The 20066-nt window shown below is 73.2% G+C and carries 15 protein-coding genes; 4 read left to right on the forward strand and 11 right to left on the reverse strand.

The genetic code is table 11. The features are described 5' to 3' along the window. Positions 1-8: 8 nt before the first annotated feature. Positions 9-989, reverse strand: coding sequence for an NADPH:quinone oxidoreductase family protein (locus tag ODJ79_RS43790; RefSeq protein WP_263029656.1), 981 nt, complete (start codon positions 987-989; stop codon positions 9-11). Between the two features lie 105 nt (positions 990-1094). Between ODJ79_RS43790 and ODJ79_RS43795 the strand changes: the two genes are divergently transcribed. Next, entirely contained in the window at positions 1095-1709 is a 615-nt protein-coding gene (locus tag ODJ79_RS43795; protein ID WP_263029657.1) for a TetR/AcrR family transcriptional regulator, read from the forward strand. Between the two features lie 55 nt (positions 1710-1764). On the opposite strand, the gene ODJ79_RS43800 is transcribed toward ODJ79_RS43795, so the two are convergent. Genes ODJ79_RS43800 through ODJ79_RS43825 form a run of 6 tightly spaced genes read right to left on the reverse strand, consistent with a single transcriptional unit; the run spans position 1765 to position 8353 of the window. After that, entirely contained in the window at positions 1765-2382 is a 618-nt protein-coding gene (locus ODJ79_RS43800; protein ID WP_263029658.1) for a GAF domain-containing protein, read from the reverse strand. After that, complete coding sequence (locus tag ODJ79_RS43805) at positions 2379-3227, reverse strand: S8 family peptidase (RefSeq protein ID WP_263029659.1); 849 nt, start codon at positions 3225-3227, stop codon at positions 2379-2381. Before ODJ79_RS43805 ends, ODJ79_RS43800 begins: the two co-directional genes overlap by 4 nt. Beyond that, the gene (locus ODJ79_RS43810; protein ID WP_263029660.1) at positions 3224-6319 is read right to left on the reverse strand and encodes an adenylate/guanylate cyclase domain-containing protein; all 3096 of its coding nucleotides are present in this window, start codon (positions 6317-6319) and stop codon (positions 3224-3226) included. Before ODJ79_RS43810 ends, ODJ79_RS43805 begins: the two co-directional genes overlap by 4 nt. Positions 6320-6359: 40 nt before the next feature. Then, complete coding sequence (locus ODJ79_RS43815) at positions 6360-6560, reverse strand: aroma-sacti cluster domain-containing protein (RefSeq protein ID WP_263029661.1); 201 nt, start codon at positions 6558-6560, stop codon at positions 6360-6362. Positions 6561-6572: 12 nt separating this feature from the next. Next, on the reverse strand, positions 6573-7256 hold the full coding sequence (locus tag ODJ79_RS43820) for an iron-containing redox enzyme family protein (protein WP_263029662.1): 684 nt from the start codon (positions 7254-7256) through the stop codon (positions 6573-6575). A gap of 23 nt (positions 7257-7279) precedes the next feature. Further along, a complete protein-coding gene (locus ODJ79_RS43825; RefSeq protein WP_263029663.1) occupies positions 7280-8353 on the reverse strand; it encodes a radical SAM protein in 1074 nt (357 codons plus the stop codon). Between the two features lie 280 nt (positions 8354-8633). Between ODJ79_RS43825 and ODJ79_RS43830 the strand changes: the two genes are divergently transcribed. The 3 genes from ODJ79_RS43830 (at position 8634) to ODJ79_RS43840 (ending at position 12761) form a co-directional block, all read left to right on the forward strand. Then, a complete protein-coding gene (locus tag ODJ79_RS43830) occupies positions 8634-8768 on the forward strand; it encodes a hypothetical protein (protein WP_263029664.1) in 135 nt (44 codons plus the stop codon). Positions 8769-8881: 113 nt separating this feature from the next. Continuing rightward, a complete protein-coding gene (lanKC, locus tag ODJ79_RS43835) occupies positions 8882-11461 on the forward strand; it encodes a class III lanthionine synthetase LanKC (protein ID WP_263029665.1) in 2580 nt (859 codons plus the stop codon). 1 nt (position 11462) lies between these two features. Continuing rightward, positions 11463-12761: an MFS transporter gene (locus ODJ79_RS43840; protein ID WP_263029666.1), complete on the forward strand. Its 1299-nt coding sequence runs from the start codon at positions 11463-11465 to the stop codon at positions 12759-12761. A gap of 115 nt (positions 12762-12876) precedes the next feature. Here the strand turns inward: ODJ79_RS43840 and ODJ79_RS43845 are convergent, their stop codons facing one another. The 4 genes from ODJ79_RS43845 to ODJ79_RS43860 form a co-directional block, all read right to left on the reverse strand. Continuing rightward, entirely contained in the window at positions 12877-14730 is a 1854-nt protein-coding gene (locus ODJ79_RS43845) for a BTAD domain-containing putative transcriptional regulator (RefSeq protein WP_263029667.1), read from the reverse strand. A 111-nt stretch (positions 14731-14841) separates the two neighbouring features. Beyond that, positions 14842-17685: a helix-turn-helix transcriptional regulator gene (locus ODJ79_RS43850; RefSeq protein WP_263029668.1), complete on the reverse strand. Its 2844-nt coding sequence runs from the start codon at positions 17683-17685 to the stop codon at positions 14842-14844. Between the two features lie 137 nt (positions 17686-17822). Next, positions 17823-19025 (reverse strand): cellulose-binding domain-containing protein, encoded by a 1203-nt coding sequence (locus ODJ79_RS43855; RefSeq protein ID WP_263029669.1) that lies wholly within the window; start codon positions 19023-19025, stop codon positions 17823-17825. A gap of 67 nt (positions 19026-19092) precedes the next feature. Then, positions 19093-20004: a PaaX family transcriptional regulator C-terminal domain-containing protein gene (locus tag ODJ79_RS43860; protein ID WP_263029670.1), complete on the reverse strand. Its 912-nt coding sequence runs from the start codon at positions 20002-20004 to the stop codon at positions 19093-19095. Positions 20005-20066: the final 62 nt, after the last annotated feature.

The raw sequence follows: 20066 nt of genomic DNA on the forward strand, positions 1-20066 counted from the left end.
TGGCCTGGTCAGGGCAGCAGGGCCAGCTTGCCCACGGTGGTACGCGCTTCCAGTTCCGCGAGCGCCTTCGGCCCGTCGGCCAGCTCGTACTCGGTGGGCTCGCCGGGGCCGATCACTCCGGCCGCCACGAGACCGAACAACTCGCCCATGATCTCGCCGAAGATCTGCGGCGCGGCCTGGATCAGGGTGCCGATGTTCAGGCCGACGACCTGGACCTGGTGCCGGTAGACCAGGTCCCAGTTGGTCACCGTCGCCCGCCCGCCGGCCAGACCATAGACGACGACCCGGCCGGTGACTCTCTTGGCGGCGGCCAGGCCGGCTTCGAGGACGGCGCCCCCGACCGACTCCAGCACCAGGTCGGCGCCCACGCCACCGGTCAGGCGCCGGACCTCGGCGGCGAGGTCGGCGTCGTGGGAGTCGAGGACATGGTCGGCGCCCAGCGCCCGGACCACCTCGTGCTTGCCCGGCGACGCCGTGGCGATCACCGTTGCCCCGTAGTGCTTGGCGATCCGCACCGCGGCCTGGCCGGTCCCGCCGGCCGCCGCGTGGATCAGCACCGCCTGCCCGGCGGTGAGACCGCCGAGGGGTTTGAGCGCCGCGAGGGCGGTCGGCCAGTTCACGACGAGGCCGAGCGCCTGCGGGTCGGCCCAGCCGGCCGGCACCGGGATCGCCCCCGCCGCGGGCAACACCATGTACTCGGCGAAGGCGCCGCCGCGGATCCCGACGCCGATGACGTGGACGCCGGGCTCCAGACCCGTGACCCCCTCCCCCACGGCGGTGATCGGACCGGCGCCCTCGATGCCCGCGGTGTATGGCGGCTGAGGGCCGCCGGCGAAGGTGCCTCGGGCCTGTGAGATGTCGACGAAGTTGACTCCGGCGGCGGCGACCCGGATCAGGATCTCCCCCGGGCCGGGGCGCGGCACCGGCGCGTCGGTGATCAGACGCAGGTCGCGCGGACCGTTGAGGGACGTCTGCTGCAAGGCGCGCATGACTGCTCCTTTTGTTTGTCGATCGACCAACAAATGGTCGACGCCCGCTCCGTGCCGGTCAAGGTAAAGTTGAACGGTCGACCAACAAATGCGGAGACTCACCTGATGGCTACTCGCGGCCGGCCGCGCACCTTCGACCCCGACGTCGCCCTCGGCACGGCGCTGGATCTGTTCTGGGAACGGGGTTACGAGGGGACGTCGCTCAGCGACCTGGCCGACGCCATGGGCATCGCCTCGGCCAGCATCTACGCCTGCTTCGGCAGCAAGGAGCAGCTCTTCCGCAAGGTCATGGCCCGGTACGCGACAACCTCGGGCGAGCCGCCCCGCCGCGCGCTGCGCGACCAGCCGACCGCGCGCGCCGCGATCCACGCCATGCTGCGCGCCACGGCCGACCAGATCACCGGCCCGGACACGCCGCATTACTGCATGCTCATCCTGGCCGCCCCCACCGGAGCCGTGGAAAACCACGCGATCCGAGAGTTTCTCGCCGACCGCCGCCGCGACCAGCACACGACCATCAGAGACCGTCTCGTCCGGGGCGTCGCCGACGGCGACCTCACCATGCCGGCCGCCACCGTCGACGCCGTCGCCCGCTACTACACGACGGTGATGCAGGGCCTGTCGATCCAGGCCCGCGACGGCGCCACCCGCGCCGATCTGGAAGCGGTCATCACCTGCGCCATGGCCGCCTGGGACACGCTCACCGCGACCGCCGGATAGGCGGACACGCAGCCGGCGAGGCCGGCCACCGACGGCCGCGCGCGGAGGCGGTCGGCTACCTTGCCGGGCCTTGACCCACCGGCGCTTCCAGCAGCTGCTGGAGGTCTTCGAGCAGCTGCCGCGCGGCGGCCTGCCGATCGGTGACGAACGCGTCGTCGAGCCGCTGCCTCCGACCGGCGCCACCGGAGGAATGCCGGTCGACGACGACCCGCAGCGCCGCCGCGGCCTGCCGGGCAAACAGGGCCAGCAGGTCGAGCTCGTCGAGGCTGGACCGGGACTGCGGCACGGGGTCGAGGACCTCGAGCACGCCGAGCATCCGGCCGCCGTGCACCAGCGGGGCGGCCATCAACGAGTCCGGCACGTACTGCGTGGACTCGGCCAGGCCGCGGTCGAACGCGGCGTGCCGGGACAGCTCGGTCGCCACCATCGGCTCGCCGGAGGCCAGGACCCAGCCGGCGATGCCGCGTCCGGCCGGGAACCGCCGGCCGACCAGGAAACCTTCGCCCCGGCCCGAGACGCTGTGGAAGATCAGTTCGTCGGCCTGCTCGTCGAGCAGGAACACCGAGCTGGCCTGGGCACCGAAGATGGCCCGAGCCACGTCCACCACCGACTGGAGCAGTTCGGCGGAGAGCGGGTCGGTTTCGGCGAGGACGGGGGCGGAGGTGCCGTTCATGCGTTCTCTCCCAGGTAGATGTTGACGTTGGCGGCCGCCAGGTACAGAACGTTCTTGAGCTGGAACGTGGTCATCCTCGGGTGCTTGGACAGGATGCGTGCGCAGAGTCCGGCGATGAACGGGGTGGCAAAGCTGTTCCCGCTGGCGCGGATGCTGCCGCCACCCGTCCAGGCCAGCTCGATGTTCTGGCCCGGCGCGAAGAACTCGACGGGCGGCTGCGGGTTGTAGAGGAACAGGTCCGGCTGGTCCTCCTGGTGATGGCTACCCACCGAGATGACCGAGGAGAACCGCCACGGGAAGCTCTCCACCGGCACGTTGTGCGCCGAGGCCACGATCGCGATCCGGCGGAAGTAGGCCTCGTCGGCGAGCGCGCGCAGCCCGTCGGCGTACCGGGTTCGGGTGGTGGACAGGCTCAGGTTGATCACGTCGAAGTCCTGGCGGATCGCCCACCGCAGCCCGGCGAGCAGACCGTCGCCGGTGCAGGTCCGGTTGCTGCCCAGGACCCGGACGCTGAAGATCTCGCAGTCGGGGGCCAGGCGGCGGATGATCCCGGCGCAGGCCGTGCCGTGGCCGCAGACGTCGGCCGCCTCGACCGGCGTCACCGCGTACCCGTCGTCGGCGAGCACGGTGGCCCACGAGCCGCGGACCGGTCCGACGAGCGGGTGGTCGGGCTCTACGCCGGAATCCACGACGCATACCCGTACGCCGGTCCCGGTGGCGCCGCCCCAGGCCCATTCGGGGGCGACCGGCTGCCCGTCGGCGATGACGGTCAGATCGGGCTGGTCCTGTTCGATGAGCCGCCAGGTAAGCCGTCCGCCACCGGCCGGGTCGGTAGTTGTGCTCATGTTCTGTCCCCCGAGTCGGTGGTGAGTTCGGCCAGCAGGTGCCGGGCCCGGCGCGCGCCGGGTCGATGTCCCTTCGCGGCGAAGCGCCGGCCCGCCACGCCGGCGGCGGTCACCGCCCCGGCGACCCGGCCGATTCGCGCCAGTACGACGGCTTGGTCCAGTGCCGCGACCGCCTGGACGATCGGCGAATCCGTACGAGCGGCGGTGGCGACGGCCTGCTCCGCCAAGCGCGCGGCCTGCTCGCTGTCACCGCCGGCCGCGGCGAGAAGGCCCCGCAGACCGTGCAGATCCGCCAGCTCCGTGCGCAGCATGCCGGGGCCGGCCGCCAGCCTCCGCAGCACCTCGCTGGCCTCCGCCCAGCGACCCTGCTCGATCAGGAGCCGGGTCGTCTCCCGTACCACGGCGTTGCGGGTGCCGTCCGCGGCGAGCCGTACGGCTGCCGCATCGGCGTCGCGAAGCAGCCGCAACGCCGCCTGCGGCCGGCCCGCCAGCGACTCGACGGCGGCCGCGAAGATCGGGATGACCAACTCGCCTTCCGCGTAGCCCAGGGTGCCGGCGACCGCGCTCGCGTCGGCGAGCCGGGCGTTCGCCTCGTCGATCCGGTCGTCGCAGGCGAGCAGGACGGCGAGCGGACAGCTCAGCGTCACCCGTACGGTTGGCCTGCGCGAGCCGTGTTCGGCGAGCAGGGCGCGGCAGCGGTCGATCGCCGCGGGTACCGGGGTCGGACCGCACCACAGCGACATGCCGAGCGCGCCGAGCGCCAAGGCCTGCACGGGCTCGAGATCGCGGCGCGCCGCGTGGCTCAGCGCGGCGTCGAGCCGGCGCACCGCGCTGGAGTGCCGTCCGTGGAACTGATGCTCCTGTGCCAGCCTGATGTGCGCGCGGGCCTGACCCAGCTCGTCGCCGGCGGCCGCGAAGACGGGCAGGGCTTGCCGGGCGACGGCCGCGGCGGCGCTGACGGCCTCCGAGCCGCCGGTCGCGGCGAGGGTCAGCCGCGCGTGGGCCGCGTGCACCGGGTCGACCGCCGCGCCGAGCACCTCGCACAGCAGCGACCGTCCCTCCTCGATCCGCCCGGCGGCGATGCGGGCCTCGGCGAGCTGCCACGTGGTGGCCGCCCAGCCGTTCTCGCCCGGGGCGCACAGGTCGGCAGCGCGTTCGAGCAACGTCTGCGCCCAGGCGACGTCGGATCGGTGCAGGGCCTGTGCGCCGGCCGCGCCGAGCAGGGCTGCAGCGCGCCGCCGCAGCGTGTGGGTGGCGGCGCCGGGCAGGCCCAGCTCCACGCGGTAGCGGTAGGCCCGCTCCAGATGCCCGGCTACGGTGACGGCCGCGGTGTCACCGGTGTGCAGCAGGTCCGCGGCGCGTTCGTGGCGCTCGGCCCGGGTCTGTTTGGCCATCGCCTGGTAAGTGGCCTCGTGGATCAGACTGCTGGCGAAGGCGACCAGCGTGCCGGTCGGCCGCACCAGACGCCGACTGTCCAGGTGCGCCAGCGCGGCGCGTACCGGTTCGTGCCGCGGCGCGCCGGCCAGCGGGCCGCCCGGCGCGGCTTCGGGTCCGGCGCCGGCCAGCCCGGTGAGTTGCCCGGGGCTGAACTCGCGACCGAGGATCGCCGCGAGGTCCAGCACCGTGCGCTCCGGTCGGCGGAGTGCATCGATCCGCGCACCGAGCACCGCCTGCAGCGACGGTGGCAGCTCGTCGTGGTCGGCCTCGGTGCCGGCCGCGATCAGCTGTTCCAGGTGGAACGGATTACCCGCGGCCGCCGCCACCACGGTTGCCGGATTCGCCGACTGGTGACCGGCGACCTCGGCGAGCGTCGATGCCATGACCTCGGACTCGGCCGGTGTCAGGCCGCCGAGCAGCAGATGCGGTGCGCGCCCCGAACCCCAGGAGGCTCGACGGTCCAGCACGTCCAACCGGGACAGGCAGAGCAGCAGGAGGCGCGTGCGTGCGGTCAGCGCGGTGAGCCGGTCCACCGCGTCCAGCAGCGTGTCGCCGGCCCACTGGCAGTCGTCGAGGACCAGCACCACCGGACGGTCTTGGGTCAGGCGGCCGAGGACCACGGCCAGTGCGGCGCAGGTGCTGGCCACGGCCGGCCCCGGTGTGCCGTCCTCGAGCAGGCCGGATTGCAGGACCGCCAGGGCATCGGCCGGCAACCCCTGCCGGGCCTGGCGGTCCAGCACCTGGTGCACCGCCTCGGCCAGCGGCGCGAGACTGCCATGATCCCCGTACGCCCGGCAGCGTCCGATGCCAAGCCGGATCGCCCGGTCGACGCCGGTCAGCCAGGCGTGCACCAGCCGGGTCTTGCCGATGCCGGGTTCTCCGCACACGGTGACCATCTGGCTCCGCCGATCCGCCAGGACACCGTCGAGGGCCCGGGTCAGCTCCCGCAGTTCGCCGTCACGACCGACGAACGGGACCTCGAAGCGGCGGTCCCGGTCCGGCGCGTCGGAGTCCAGGGCGAGCAGGCGGTAGGCGGTGACCGGCGCCCGCTTGCCCTTCAACACCAGCGGGCCCACCTGCTCGGTCCGGACGGCGCCGCCGACTGCCCGCCGGGTGAGCGGACCGATGAGGATCTCGTCGGCGCCGGCATGCTGCTCCAGCCGCGCGGCGACATTCACCGTCTCGCCGGAGACCAGCGCCTGCCGGTCGCCGAAGCCGTCACCGGTGACCGCCGGGCCGGTGTTGACCCCGATCCGGACCGTGAGGCGTACCCGGAGCGTCGCGTCGAGGTCGGCGTTGAGCTCGGCCAGCGCCGCGCGCATGTCGAGGGTTGCCGCCACCGCGCGGCGGGCGTCGTCGTCGTGCATCACCGGTACGCCGAAGACGGCCATCACCGCGTCGCCGATGAACTTCTCCACCGTGCCACCGTGGTGCTCGATGCAGCGCCGCATCGCCGCGAAGTACCGCAGGACCACCGAGCGCAGCGTCTCCGGGTCGAGCGCCTCGGACAGTGCCGTGGAGCCGACGAGATCGCAGAAGACGACCGTCACCAGCTTCCGGGCCGCCCTGTCGACGCCCGGTGTGCCGACGGCGCCACACGCGGGGCAGAACCGGGTGTTCGGCGGCATCACGGCGGCGCACGCGGTGCAGGTCATGCATGGCCTCCCCGGCGGATGAGTTGGTGGGGTCGCACGGTCAGAACAGCGCGGCGCCGGCGATGTCGCTGTGCGCCTGGACGTCCGGGCCGACCGCTTCGAGCCGGTTGCGGATGTCGACCAGCAGCGTGAACTCGTCGTGGGTCAGGTCGCGGAGCACGTCGAGCTGCTCGGCGCTGAGCGTGTGCGTCGGGATGCCGTGCGCCTCGAGGTCGTCGAGCGAGTATCGATGCGGGGTCATGGGCGGGGCTCCTCACGTGGGTGGGTGGCGGCGCAGGACGTCGGCGTACAGCCCGGCGAGTGCCTGCGCCGTCTGCAGGGCGCTGATCGAGACGAGACGCAGCTGCGCCCCGGTGAGGGGCAGCTCGTCGAGCAGGTCGAACACCTGCTCGGCGTGGCCGGCGTCCAGGACGGCGTGTTCGCGGACGGTGCGCACGGCGCGCTCGGGTATGCCGGCCGACGTGAGCCGGTCGACCAGCCGAACCGCCGGCGCGTTGCCCTCCAGCACGGCGATGTAGCCGAGCACCGCTACCGGATGGGCGTGCGCGATCCAGTAGTACTGCGGGCCGACCAGCGCGGCCGCGGCGCTGGGCGGCTGCGCGAGGAGCGCGACCGGATCGGAGCCGGCGGCCAGATCGGCGAGGTCGGCCACCAGCCAGTCGTCGTGTCCGCGTTCCTCCTCGATGTGCCGGCGCAGGTAGGCCCGCAGCGGGCCGCCGACCGGGTCGTCCACCAGTTGCACGCACCGGTCCGCGGCGAGCTCCATCACCGGCACCGACGCGCGGACCACGGCGTGCATGGCGCACAGGTATTCGCGATAGCGCCCGGACAGGCCGGGACGCTGCCACAGCCGCGCCGATGCCGCCCGCAGCGTCGGCGCCGCCGGCGCGATCGTTGCCCGTAGTGTCGCGGCGGCTGGCCGGCTGCTCTCCCTCATGACGGCCGCGGGCCCGCGGCCGCTCACGACCGGGCCGCCCCTCGCGCGTCGACCAGGTGCGCGTGCCGCGCGCTCCCGTACCGGCGCACGAAGTCCACCGGGCCCGCCCTCAGCTGGACCGCCGCCACCTGCCGGTCCACCAGTTCCCCGACGGCTCCGGCGGCCGCCCGGCCGGCCGCGGCCAGCACCTCCGGCCGGTCGGCGAGCTGCCGGCAGCCGGCGCAGTACCCCGGTGCGCCGATTGGCGGTGCGCCGTATCGGGAGATGAGGTGGGCCGGCCCGGTGCTGCGGATCATCCGCAGCACCGGCGCGGTCAGCAGCCGGCGGCGGATCGCCGGCCAATCGTCATCGTCGATGTGGCCGAGCCGCAGGTGCCCCGGCGCCGGTCGCCGGTCGACGACGTCCTGGTTGCAGCAGGCCAGCACCAGGCCGTCCGCGGCCACCACCGGCCAGGCCGCCATCGCGCACGGCGAGATCTCACCCGGGCGGGCGGGCAACGGCCGTGCCGCGGCCCAGGCCGCCGCGCGTCCCACCGGCCGGATCGTGTTGACCAGCATGGGCACGCGGTCACCGAACCGCCGCCGCACGTCGGCGACGAGGCCGTCCAGGTACGGATCGTCGGCCCCGGCGCCGACCGCGTGGATGCTGACCGGTACGCCGCTGTCCAGCACCGCGGCCAGCAGCCGGAACACGTCGCGGCGCGGGATCTGCCGCTCGTGGAAGGCGTCGACGCTGACCGAGAAGTGGTCGACCGCCTCGATCGCCGCCCGGATGGCCGCCGGTGTGCTCGTCCGAGCGAAGAACGCGCCGGTCAGGACGGCGCTGCGGGTACCCCGGCGCCGAGCGGCGTACGCCAGTTCGGCCACCAGCTCCGGTCGCAGCAGCGGCTCCCCACCGGTCATGAGCAGCACGGCGGGGCGGTCCTGGTCGCCGAAGGAGGCCACGAACCGCCGCAACCGGGCGGCGGGCGGTTGCGCGCCGGCCGCGGTCGACGCCGTTGAGCAGTGCGCGCACCGCAGCGGGCAGCGCTGGGTCAACGCGAGCAGCAGCCCGGCGCCCGGCAGCGGACGCAACCCGACCAGCTCACCAAGTTCCACGGTTCCTCCTCCGGTCGGCCCATCTGGGCGATCACGCACGGTGCAGTGTGTCCGCGGCCGGGTTGCGCATCGACTCCGGTACGTGTCGAACGCGGTATAGCCGCAGCCCAGGCGGGTCAGGAGAACGCGATGTACCGGATCCGGCGCCCGGTCAACCGTCGGCAAGCAGCGGCGATACCGATGTCATACCGGCGGCGAACCGGGCCTTGGGTTCGGCTCCCTAGCGTTCGTCCCACCACGGAACACACCGGTTCCGCACCGAACCAAGAGGAGTACGACGATGACGATGCACGCGTGGACGGTGCTCTCCCTGCAGGCCCAGGAGACCGAGGAGGGCCCCGAGGGTGAGGGTGACGTCGAGGGTCACATCAGCACGATCAGCACCCTGGTCAACAGCTGCCAGATCATTTCCTGAGTGACCAGGGGAGCCTCGGGCTCCTCCACATAGTCGCCCAGCAGCGGCGGGTGATCCGACCCGCCGCTGCTGGGCGTTTCACTTTGCTGCCCCGGATCTCGGATGGAGATGCCATGAGATTTCCGATGGAGTTCGTCGTGGCGGACGAGGATTTCTACGCCGCGCCCGACGACAGCCGCGACGACGGCGACGATGCGCTGCGGCCGGCGAGCGTACCCACCGGCTGGACCGGCACCCGCTCCGGCGTGTGGCGCAGCTGGCGACGTACGGAGCACGACGCCCTGCCCGACGACGGGTGGAAGGTGCATGTCTCCGCCCGGGCCGGACGGATCCAGCACGTGCTGGACATCGCGGCGGCGCTGTGCTTCGCGCACGGTGTCGCGTTCAAGCACCTAGCGACGAGCGCCGCCTACCGCTGGCAGCACGCCAAGCACGCGAACCGGGCACAGAGCGGCAAGTTCATCGCGGCTTACCCGGCCGACGTGGCCGCGGCCCGCCGGCTCATGACCGCGCTGCACGCGGCGCTGGCCGGTGAGGACGGCCCGTACATCCTCTCGGACCGGCCCTTCCGGGACTCCGATGTGGTGTTCTACCGCTACGGCGCGTTCGCCGGGCAGGCGCGCCACCAGGCGGACGGCACGCTGGGGCTGCTGACCCGCGACGGTTACGGCAACTTCGTCAGCGACCAGCGCGGCCCGTCCTTCCACCTGCCGCCGGGTATCGCCGACCCGTTCCTCGCCGAGCCTCTCGTGCCGCCGCCGGCCGCCGACCTCAACGGTTTCCGCATCGAGTCGGCGATCCGGTTCACCAACGCCGGCGGCATCTATCTCGGCCGCGAGTCGGCCAGCGGCCGGCGGGTCGTGTGCAAAGAGGCGCGCCCGCACGTCGGTACGGGTGCGGACAGCACCACCGCGATCGAGCAGCTGCGGGCCGAGCGCGACATCCTGACCGAGCTGCACCGGCTCGCCCCCGGCCTGGCACCGGAGCCGATCGCGTATTTCACGCAGTGGAAGCACGAGTTTCTCGTCATGGAGCACATCCGCGGCCAGGCGCTGGGACCGTTGCTGGCGCGCCGGATGCCGTTGCTGCGGGCCGGCTCGACCACCGCCGAGTTCGCCGCCTTCTACGAGCGCTGCACGACGATCCTGAGCCAGGTGGAGCAGGCCATCCGGCGCCTGCACGCCCTCGGCTACCTGTTCGTGGACCTGAGCCCCAGCAACGTCATGGTCGGTGACGACGACACCGCGCGGCTCGTGGACTTCGGCTCCGCCCGGCCGATCGGCGCTGCCTTCATCGCCGACGTCACGCCGGGGTTCGTGCCGCCCGACGACCTCGTACGTGCCGACCCCCGGGAATACGATCTCTTCGCGTTGTCCCGGCTGGCCCAGCAGTGCCTCGGCGGCCTGCAGCTCATCGTGGACCGCAACCCGGACGCCCTGACGCACCTGCACCACGATCTGAGCGACCTGGCGCCGGTGCCGCCGGTGCTCTGGCGACAAGCCACCAGCCATCACGTACCCCGCAACGATCCGCGCCTGCCGACGCCCGAGCAGGTGACGGCCGACCCGATCGGTCACCTGACCGCGCTGCGCGACGGCGTCGCGGACGCGCTCCTCGCCATGGCCGACCTGACGGACACCCGTCGCGTTTTCCCCACCATCGCCCAGGGGTACCAGTCCAACACGCTGTGCCTGGCCTACGGCACGGCCGGCGTGATCCACGCGTTGCGGCGCGCGGGCCGGGCGCTGCCGGACGGCCTCGTCGAGCGGCTGCGCCGCGACACCCTGGACCGGGCCGACACACTCGGTCCGGGGCTGTTCACCGGCCTCGCCGGCCTCGCCCAGGTGCTCGCCGCGTCCGGCCACGTAGCGGAGGCACGAGATCTGCTCGCGAAGGCCGACCGCCATCCCCTCACCGCGGGCTGCGCGACGTTCTTCGCCGGCGCCGCCGGTGTGGCACAGGCCCACCTGGCGCTGTACCAGCACACCGGCGACGAACACCACGTCGACCGGGCTCGCGCGCTCGCGGCCGCGCTGCCGCCCGACGCCACGCTGACCGGTCACCTCGGCGCGGACGACGCCACCGGGCTGATGCACGGCCGCTCCGGCGTCGCGTTGATGCTGCAGCAACTGGCCGGCGTCACCGGTGACGACCGCTACCTCGGGTGGGCGGTGCGGCTGCTGCACGCCGAGCTCGACCGGGCGACCGACGCCGGCCCGTCCGGTCTGCTGTTCCCGGTCTCCAGGAAGGACCGGCGCATCATGCCTTATCTGTACGCCGGCTCGGCCGGCACCGTCCTCGTGGTGACCCGCACCCTGCGCGGCGTCGCGGACGAACGCCTGGCGGCCGCGCTGCCCCGCCTGCTGGCGCCGGTCCGGCTCACCTACACCGCGCAGCCCGGACTGATGCAGGGCCTCGCGGGCTTCGCCTTCACCCTCGCGGACCATGCCATGCTCACCGGCGACGACTCGGCGCGGGCCGGCGCGCTGCGGGCAGCCCGGGCCCTGTTCAAGTACGCGATACCCCACGAGAGCGGCGTCCGCGTGCTCGGCGACCAGTTGCTGCGGTTCAGCGCCGAGCTGTGGAGCGGCTCGGCCGGCGTCCTGCTCGCCCTGGCCCACACGCTCGACCCGCGGCCGGACGCACTGTTCACGGTGGACACACCGATCCGCGCCGCGGCCGCGGGGCGCTGACGTGAGCTCCTCCACGGATCTTCGGCTGTACTGGTGGGGTCACACCGCGTCGGCGCTCGGTTCCGCGTTCACCGGGATCACGCTGCCGATCCTCGCGGTCGTCCACTTCGGCGCCTCACCGGGGCAGGTCGGCCTGATCAGCGCGGCGGCCGTGCTCCCGATGCTGGTGCTGGGCCTGCCGGCCGGCATCCTCGCCGACCGGATCCGGCGACCGCGCCGCGCCCTCATCGTGATCGACACGCTGTCGGCGGCAGCCGTAGCCGCGGTCACCGCCGGCGTCGCCACGCACGTCGCCTCGATCGGCTGGCTGGTGGCGCTGTGCGCGGCCCAGGGCTGCGTCGGGGTCTTCCTGGAGACCGTCTACTTCATCCATCTGCGCCAGCTCGTCGACGACGCACAACTGGGCACCGTACGGGCGCGCCTGCAGGCCGGCCAGTACGCGGCCGGCATCATCGGCCGACTCCTGGCCGGTCCCACCATCGTGGCGTTCGGGCCCGCGGCCGCGCTGGCCGTCGACGGGATCAGCTACCTGGTGAGCGCGACCACGCTGGTGTGCATGACGCCACTGGCGACACCGCTGCCACCCGCCGGCGCCCGGCTGGCCGCCGGGTACGACGCCGCCCTGCGTGCCCTGACGACCGGACTGCGGTTCTGCCTCGGCGACCCGGTCCGCCGGGTGGTGCTGGTCGCGCTGTTCGTGCCCGGCGCCGCGCTGGCGGGCACGGCCGCGCTCACCGCGCCGTTCCTGCTGCAGGTGGTACGGGTGCCGGTTCCGGCGTACGGGTGGTTGTTCATGGCGTCGGGGCTGGCGGGCCTGGCCGGTTCCGTCGTCGCCGGCCGGCTGCTCGCGAGCCGGCGAGATCCCCGGGCCGTGCTGCTGGCGGCGAGCGGCGCCGCCGCGCTGGCCGGCGTCCTGCTTCCCCTGGCCGGCGGCCCCATCCCGGTCGCGACCGGACTGGCCGCGGCCGGCATCGGCCTGCCGGCGCTGTTCGCGGCGGTGGGCAACGTCGCGCTCGGGCCGGTCATCGTCGCCGACGCCGACGAAGGGACCCTGGGCCGCATCCTGTCCGCGCTGCAGGTGCTGGGTGCCGCCACCGGGCTGTTGGGCGCGGTGGCCGGCGGCGTGCTCGGCGACCTGGTCGGCGTCCGGCAGGCGTTGTGGCTGCTCCAGCTCGGTGCGCTCGCGGCCGTGCTGGTCTGCGTGCCGCCGGCGTTGCGGGCGGCCCGCCGCGCCCGGCGCGCCGCCGCACCGGCGTCGGTGGATCGCGCCGAGGCCTCGGATCTCGCCCGGTCGGCCTGACCGTTGGCCCAACGGCGCCGGGCCGGCCGAGGCGCCGTGCAGACCCAAAATGCCGTGCAGACCCAAAATGCCGTGCGGACCCAAAATGCCGGGCGACCCAAATTGCCGGGCCGGTTCAGGTGCCGTGCCGGCTCAGCTCCCGGACGAACGACCTGACCAGCGGGGGAAGGACGAACTGCGGCAGCGCCTGTCCGTCGTGCGCCTCCACCTCGGCCGGCTGCGGCTCGACGAAGTGCTCCGCGGCGAGACGCTCGATCGCGGCTTCGGCGTGAGCGAGTTCGACGCCGAGCCCGCGGGCAACCTCGCCGACCGAGACGTTCGGCTCGGCCGACGCGGCCAGCAGGCGCAGCGTCGCACGATCGTCGGGTCGCAGATCGTGGTACCAGTCGGACAGGCGGGCACGCAGGTCGAGGTCACCGGCCGTCAACTCGGTCAGCAGGGCCCGGCCGTCCGCCAGCCGGTCGGCATATCGGTCCAGGGCGAGGTGCCGGAGCCCGCCGAGCTTCCCGCCGACGATCCGCAGCGCCAGCGGCAACCCGGCACAGCCGGCGAGCAGCCGCCGAGCGGCCGCCGGCTGCGCCGCCACCCGGTCCGATCCGACCAGTCGGCCGAACAGATCCCGGGCCTCGGACTCGCTCAGCGGATCCAGGGCGATCCGCACGGCAGCCGCCACGCCGCTCAGCTGACGCCGGCTGGTGACCACGATCGCTACCCCGCCGGTGGCCGCCAGCAGCGACCGTACCTGGGACTCGGTGACCGCATCGTCCAGGATCACCAGCACCCTGCGGCCGGCGGTCACCGACCGGAACAGCCCGGCCCGCTCGTCGGGCAGGTGCGGCACCGGACGGCTCACCCCCATCTCGCGCAGCAGTTCGCCAAGCACCTCGGGAACCACGCGCGGGCCGCCGTCGGACGCGCGGAGCGAGACCATGACCCGGCCGTCGGGGTATTGGTCGGCGAGCCGGTGCGCGCAGTGGACCGCCAGCGCCGTCTTGCCCATCCCCGCCGGGCCGCTCACCACCGCCGTGGTGTCCCGGCCGGCGCCGAGGACGCCGAGCAGGACGTCCGTCTCGTGGCCGCGCCCGGTGAAGTCGGCGATGTCCCGCGGCATGCTGACGCGGCCGAGCGGAACGCCCGGCCCCGCCGCGGCGACGACCGGCGCGGGCTGCGACGCGGTCAGGTCCGGATCGCCGCGCAGCATCGACTCGTACAGCCCGGCCAGCACCGGACTCGGCGCGAGCCCCAGTTCGCGGGACAGCTGCTGGCGCATCGACTCGTACTGTGCGAACGCCTCGGTGTGCCGGCCGGACCGGTACAGCGCGAGCAGCTGCGCCCGCCGCAGCCGTTCCCGGAACGGCTGCTGACGCGACGGCTGGTCGAGCTCGTCGACGATCTCGCCATGCCGCCCCAGCGCCAGGTTGGCCTCCGCCCAGTCCTCCAGGACACTCAGGTGCCGGGCCAGCAGCCGGTCGGCCTCGGCGGCCACCCCCGGTACCGACACCAGGTCCGGCAGGATCGGGCCACGCCACAGGCGCACGGCCTGCCCGAGCGTGTCGGCGGCCCGCTGCCACGCACCGTCGCGCATCGCCTGCCGGCCGGCCCGGACCAGCTGCTGCTGCCGGAGGGTGTCGAGCTGGTCCGGCTCGACCTGGATCGAGTAGCCGGGCAGGTTGTGACGCAACGGCCGGTCGCCGCGCGCGCCGTCCGAGCGCTGGCCGAGCAGACCGCGCAGCCCGGAAACGTACACCTGGATGTTCTTCTGTGCCGTGCGCGGCGGCTCGTCGTCCCACAATGCTTCCCGCAGCGCACCGACCGGCACCGTCGTGTTCGCGCGGCACAGCAGCATCGCCAGCACGATGCGCTGCTTGCGCGCGCTGATGGCAATGGGCCGGCCATTCCCGAGCACCTCGAGCGATCCGAGAATGCCGTATCTCAGCTCGTGCTCCCCGTCGGCACCGTCGCGCCTCATCGTCCCCCCAAACCGGTGGACCGCCCCAGTGCGGTCCACCGATCACGCTGTCAAACGGCGACGGGCAAACGCATCCGTACGTACCCGTATCCGTCGATACGTAGGACCGCGTCAGCGCACCAGCCGGCTGACCGCGGCGGCGCGGGTGGTGACGCCCAGCTTGGTGTAGATCCGCGATACGTGCGTCTCGACCGTGCGTACGCTCACGTACAGGTCGGCGGCGATCTCGGCATTGGACATACCCGCCGCGATCAGCACCGCGATCTCGCCCTCGCGCCGGGTCAGCTCCCCGGCGCCGGGCACGGGCGGGGGCGACGCGTCCGGCCGCAGCCGGCGCGACAGCCGCCGCAGCGCCGCATGAGCGTCCCCGGCGTCGGTGCGTTCGCCGAGCTCCTCGGCGCGGGCGAGATCGTCCAGCGCCGTCGGCTCGTCGCCGGCTCGCATCCGCAGGGTGGCGGCGGCCAGCCAGGCGCGGATGGCCAGCAGCACCAGTTCGGCGTCGACCAGCAGGGCGCCGGCCCGTTCGGCGAGCTCGGCACCGCGGGCCGGGTCGTCGACGCCGACCGCGAACGTGCGGGCCAGCATCGCCAGGCCCCGCCACGGCCGGTGCCCCGGGTCGGCGATCCGCTCGGCCAGGTCCGCCCAGTGCCGCGGCGACTCCGGCTCGCCGGTCTTCGCCGCGACCTCGGCGAGCGCGGCGCAGGCGACCAGCCGGTTGTGCGGGTAGAGCGCGGCCAGCTCGGGTCCGCCGCCGGCGGCGACCAGGTCGGCCGCGCCGCGCCGCACATCCCCGGCCGTGATCCGGCTGAAGGCCAGCATCGCCTGTGCGGTGGCCAGCCAGCCGTGGCTCACCGACGCCGCGGCGACCGCCTGCTCGCCGGTGACGATCGCCGCCGCGAAGTCGCCGGCGCACCGATGCAGCCAGCACTGGGTCAGCAGGGTAAGGGCCAGCGGCTCGGCGGCGGCGAGCAACCGCGCGATGGCGATGGCCTCCTCGGCGGCGCGCATCGCCTCGCCGATGCGACCCAGCCGGGCCTGCATCAGCGCCTGCATCGCCAGCAGGTAAGGGAGCACGAAGCTCTGTCCAGCTTGGACGGCGATCCGCCGGCAGCGCATGAGGCGACGCAGCGAGTCGCTCGAACCCTGTGTCTCCAGTCCGGTCCAGCAGAGCCAGGCGAAGACTTCCAGTCGCTGGGCGATGTCCTCGTCGCCGAGCGTGTCCAACGGGTCAGCCACCGATCCCGGGGGCACGCCGATCGCGTCCACCGGCCCGGTCGCGTACCCGGTCGCCGACCGCATGGCGTGCGCGATCGCGGCGGCCGCGCCGCCCGGAGCGCGCGCGATGACCTGGCACAGGCGCTCGTCGGCCTCGGCGAGCCGGCCACGCATGAGGGCGTAGGTCGCGATCTGCAGCAGCACGTCCGAGTTGTCCGCGTCGGGCCGGTGCTCCAGCTCCGCGGTGAGCAGCGCCTGTGCCTCGTCGTGCCGGCCGAGGAGCCGGATCAGCACGCCGGTGTACCCGACGGCGACGGGCCGGGCCGGATGCCCCACGGGGAGCAGCTCGTCGATGACGACGCCCATGGCCTGCCGCGCCTCGGCGAGGTTTCCGCTCGCCGCCCTTCGTTCGGCCAAATACGTGAGCAGCTCGGCACGGCCCGGCAGGCCGGCCCCGGCGGTATCGCCGGGCAGCAGGCGCAGCGCGGTCTGCAGCCATTCGGCCGCGGTGGCCGGCGCCTGCGCGCCCACCGCCCGGGCCGCCGCGACCAGGGTTCTCGCCGCGCCGGTGTCACCGACCGCCGCGGACCGGGCGACATGGTGCGCCCGGGCACGCGGTGGCGCGCCCACCCGCTCCAACGCCGCCGCGGCCCGGGCATGCGCGCCGAGCCGCCACCCGGCCGCGGCCGACGCGTACACGACGTGCCGCACGAGCGGGTGCCGGAATCGGAACCGGCCGGTGCCGGCCACCACCTGGATGAGGTCGCGGGCCACCAGCTCGTCGAGGCATCGCAGCACGGCGGGCAAAGGCAGCTCGGCGATCTCGGCGAGCAACGCCGGCTCGCTCTCGTCGCCGCCGACCGCGGCGGCCGAGGCCAGCAGGCGGCTGTCCGGCCCGACGGATTCCCACTCGGCGCTGAGCGCGGCCCGCACCTCGGCCGGCAGGGCCGCCAGCGCCGGGTCCGGGTCGTTCCGGGTACGGGCGGCGCCGAGCGCCGTGGTGCCGCAGCGGCGCAGCGCGTCCAGGTAGAGCGGGTTCCCGCCGCACAGCCGGTACAGGTATGCCACGTCGCGGGCGTCCGCCTCGGGCCCGAGCAGGCGCGTCACGTCCGCCTCCGGCAACGGCGCCAGCGCCAGCCTGCGGTGGAGCCGGCTGGTGCGGCCCGCGGCGAATGCGGCGGCCAGCCGGCCCGGTGCCTGCGCCGGCCGGTAGGACAGCGCCAGCACCACCGGCCCGGCGGGCGGGCGGCGCAGCAGATAGTCGATCAGATCCGTGGTGGCGGGATCGCACCAGTGCACGTCGTCGAGGATCAGCACCAGCCCGGCCGGCTCGGCGAGGGTTTCGAGCAGGCGGCGCAGTGCCCGCAGCGACCGGTAACGCTCGGCCGCGCCGCCGCGCGACGCCTCCGACGCCGCCGGCCCGGCGCGCAGGCCGTCGAGAATCTCGCCCAGCCGCCACACGTCGTCGGCCGGCAGCCGGGCACGCAGGCTCTCGCCATGCAGGCGTACGTGGTCGTCCAGCGCCTCGGTCAGCACGGCGAACGGCATCTCGGACTCGAACTCGGTGGCCCGGCCGGTGAGCGTCAGCAGCCGGTGCTCCCGGGCGTATCCGGCCAGCTCGGCGAGCAGACGGGTCTTGCCGATGCCCGGTTCGCCGACGACCTCGATCACCTGGGAGCCGTCCCCGAGCGAACGCAGCGCGTCAACGACCGTACGCCACTCGGCCTCCCGGCCGATCATCGACTGCAACCCGGCCGCCCCTCACGGAAGATTGACGGCCGCCATTCTTGCAACAAAAGTCCACTGGCCTGCCGGCGTGGCGGTCAGATAGGGACAAAAGTGAAGCGAAAAGGGCGATATCCAGGAAACGTCGGTGGTCAACTCGCGGAGCAGGTGGCGGTTGCTCCGCTGCCTGTTCCCGTGCCCTGGAATCCGAAGTTGGCGGTCTGGCCGGGAGCCAGTTGGCCGTTGTACGACTGGTTCGCCATCGTGACCGTGCCGCTCGTACCGGTGTTGACGGCATTCCAGACCGAAGTGATCGTCGCCCCGCCGGGCAGGGCGAGGGTGACCCGCCAGCCGTTGAGCGCGGCGCTGCCCGCGGTGACGACGACACCGGCGACGAATCCTCCGTTCCACTGGTTCTGCACCGTGTAGGCCGCGGTGCAGCCGGGTGTGCCGGACGGAGAGGGGGACGTCGAGGACGGCGTGACCGGCGGCGTACTCGGTGGGGTGCCGTCGCCGAGCGTCAGGTTCTTCTGCTGGACCTGCCATTGGCTGTGGCACAGGCCGCAGTCGGAGCCGACGAAGTTGGCGCCGGCGGTGAGGTCGCCCTTCAACCGCCACTTCAGGTACAGCACTGCCACCCGGCCGAACTCGCCGCCGTTGGTCTGGTCGTACGTACCGCCGTGCCCGACGTTCAGGTTGCCCATGAAGGCGGGCAGCCCGGACGGCAGCTTGCCCCAGTCGTCCATGGCGTTCGCGTAGGCGATGTCGCTGGGTCCGCCGATGAAGTAGGCGATCGGCTTGGTCAGCCGCTTGAGCTGATAGTCGTCGCCGTCGTTCAGCAGCCCGCTGCTGAAGATCATCGTTGTGGTGATCCGCGAGTCGTTGGAGACGGCGTACGCCTCCAGGCCTCCGCACGACCAGCCGGCGACCGCGACCTGGCTGGTGTCCAGCCGGCCGTAGTACTTGCTGCTCGACCGGGAGTTCTCGGCGAAGGCCCAGTCGATGGACTGGGTGAGCATCGAGGACGTGGTCGACCCGGAGCCGTTCGGCGCTCCGTTGGCGATGACCAGGAAGCCGTACGAGGAGATCTCTTTCAGGAAGTTGATCTGCCCGGTGCCGTTGGCAGCGCATCCTCCGTTGCCCCACACGAAAATGGGCATGCGCTCGGACGGCAAGGTCGAAGGCCGGTAGATGGTGTGATTGGCCAGGCTCGCCGAGGTCTCGTAGTCGGCGGGGTACGGTCCGTCACCGCCGGCTGCCGCATCGGCCGGCGACGCACCGACGGTGATCACCGCGGCGGCGGCCAAGACAACGACGGCCGCCAATCCCGTACCAATCTTCGTCCCTGTTCTCATCCGGGCCTCCCGCTCCATGCAGTTACTATCACTGCAGTGACGAGAAGTGTCAATGCATAGACGGACGTCATTGCGATGAGAAGAACGTGACCCACGAGGCGGCCTCCGGCCAATGCGGTGTCGCCACCTCGACGAGACGCTCCCGAGCCAGCGAACCCAGCGCGGTATGGATCTCCAGAAACGTGTCCCGGGCCTGCTGGCGAGGCCAGGGCGCCGGCAGCAGATGCTCGGGCAGGTCCGGATCCAGCTCGGGGAAGCGCCGCCAGGAATCCATCACAGAGGTCCGGGCCACCAGCGCCCGGGCGGCGTCCACCCGGCCGTCACGCACGGCCACCCGCAGCTCCGCGTACCGGTCGATGAAGTCCCGATACGAGGACGCGAGACCGGCCAGGTCGTAAGCGGCGGCCGGGCCGTGCGGTCCGGCCTCGTCGTCGAACCGGACATGCATGACCGACCACCGAGCTCCCTCGACCTCGTGCAGAGTCCGGCTCAGGGCCGTACGCACCGCCGCGGCGTCGGCGCCCGGCCCGATCCACACACTGTCGTACAGGCCCACGAGCCCCGAGGCGGTCAACGCCTTGCGCACCGCGTGGCGGGACGCCTGGTTGGAGCTCGGGATCGAGAATGTCGCCATCACCCAGTCGCCGCTCCACTCCGGCGGACCCGCGCCGAAGCTCAGGAAACGCTGCATATGGGTGTGATGACTGGCGATCGCCGCGGTCGTCAGGTGATAGACGGGCACCCGGCCGTCGCCCCGCGCCACGATCAGGCCGCGCTTGGTCAGCCTGGACAGGGCGGACCGGGCGCTGGACTCGCTGATCCCGAACTCCCCCAGGATGGCGATCACCGCCGCCGATGGCAGGGCGGCATCCGCCGAGTCGAGGTACTCACCGAGCACGGTGGCGAGCAGATGCTGTGGGCTCGCCCCGGTCTGCGACCGGGGAACCGAGACGTCGGTCTTTAGCTGTTCGCCACTCACCGCACCAGAATGCCCTGCCGGCGCCGTGGTAACTGGCGCCGGGCTGCACCTACCACTTGCCG

It is taken from the genome of Actinoplanes sp. KI2 (assembly GCF_025630775.1).
Taxonomy (GTDB): domain Bacteria; phylum Actinomycetota; class Actinomycetes; order Mycobacteriales; family Micromonosporaceae; genus Actinoplanes.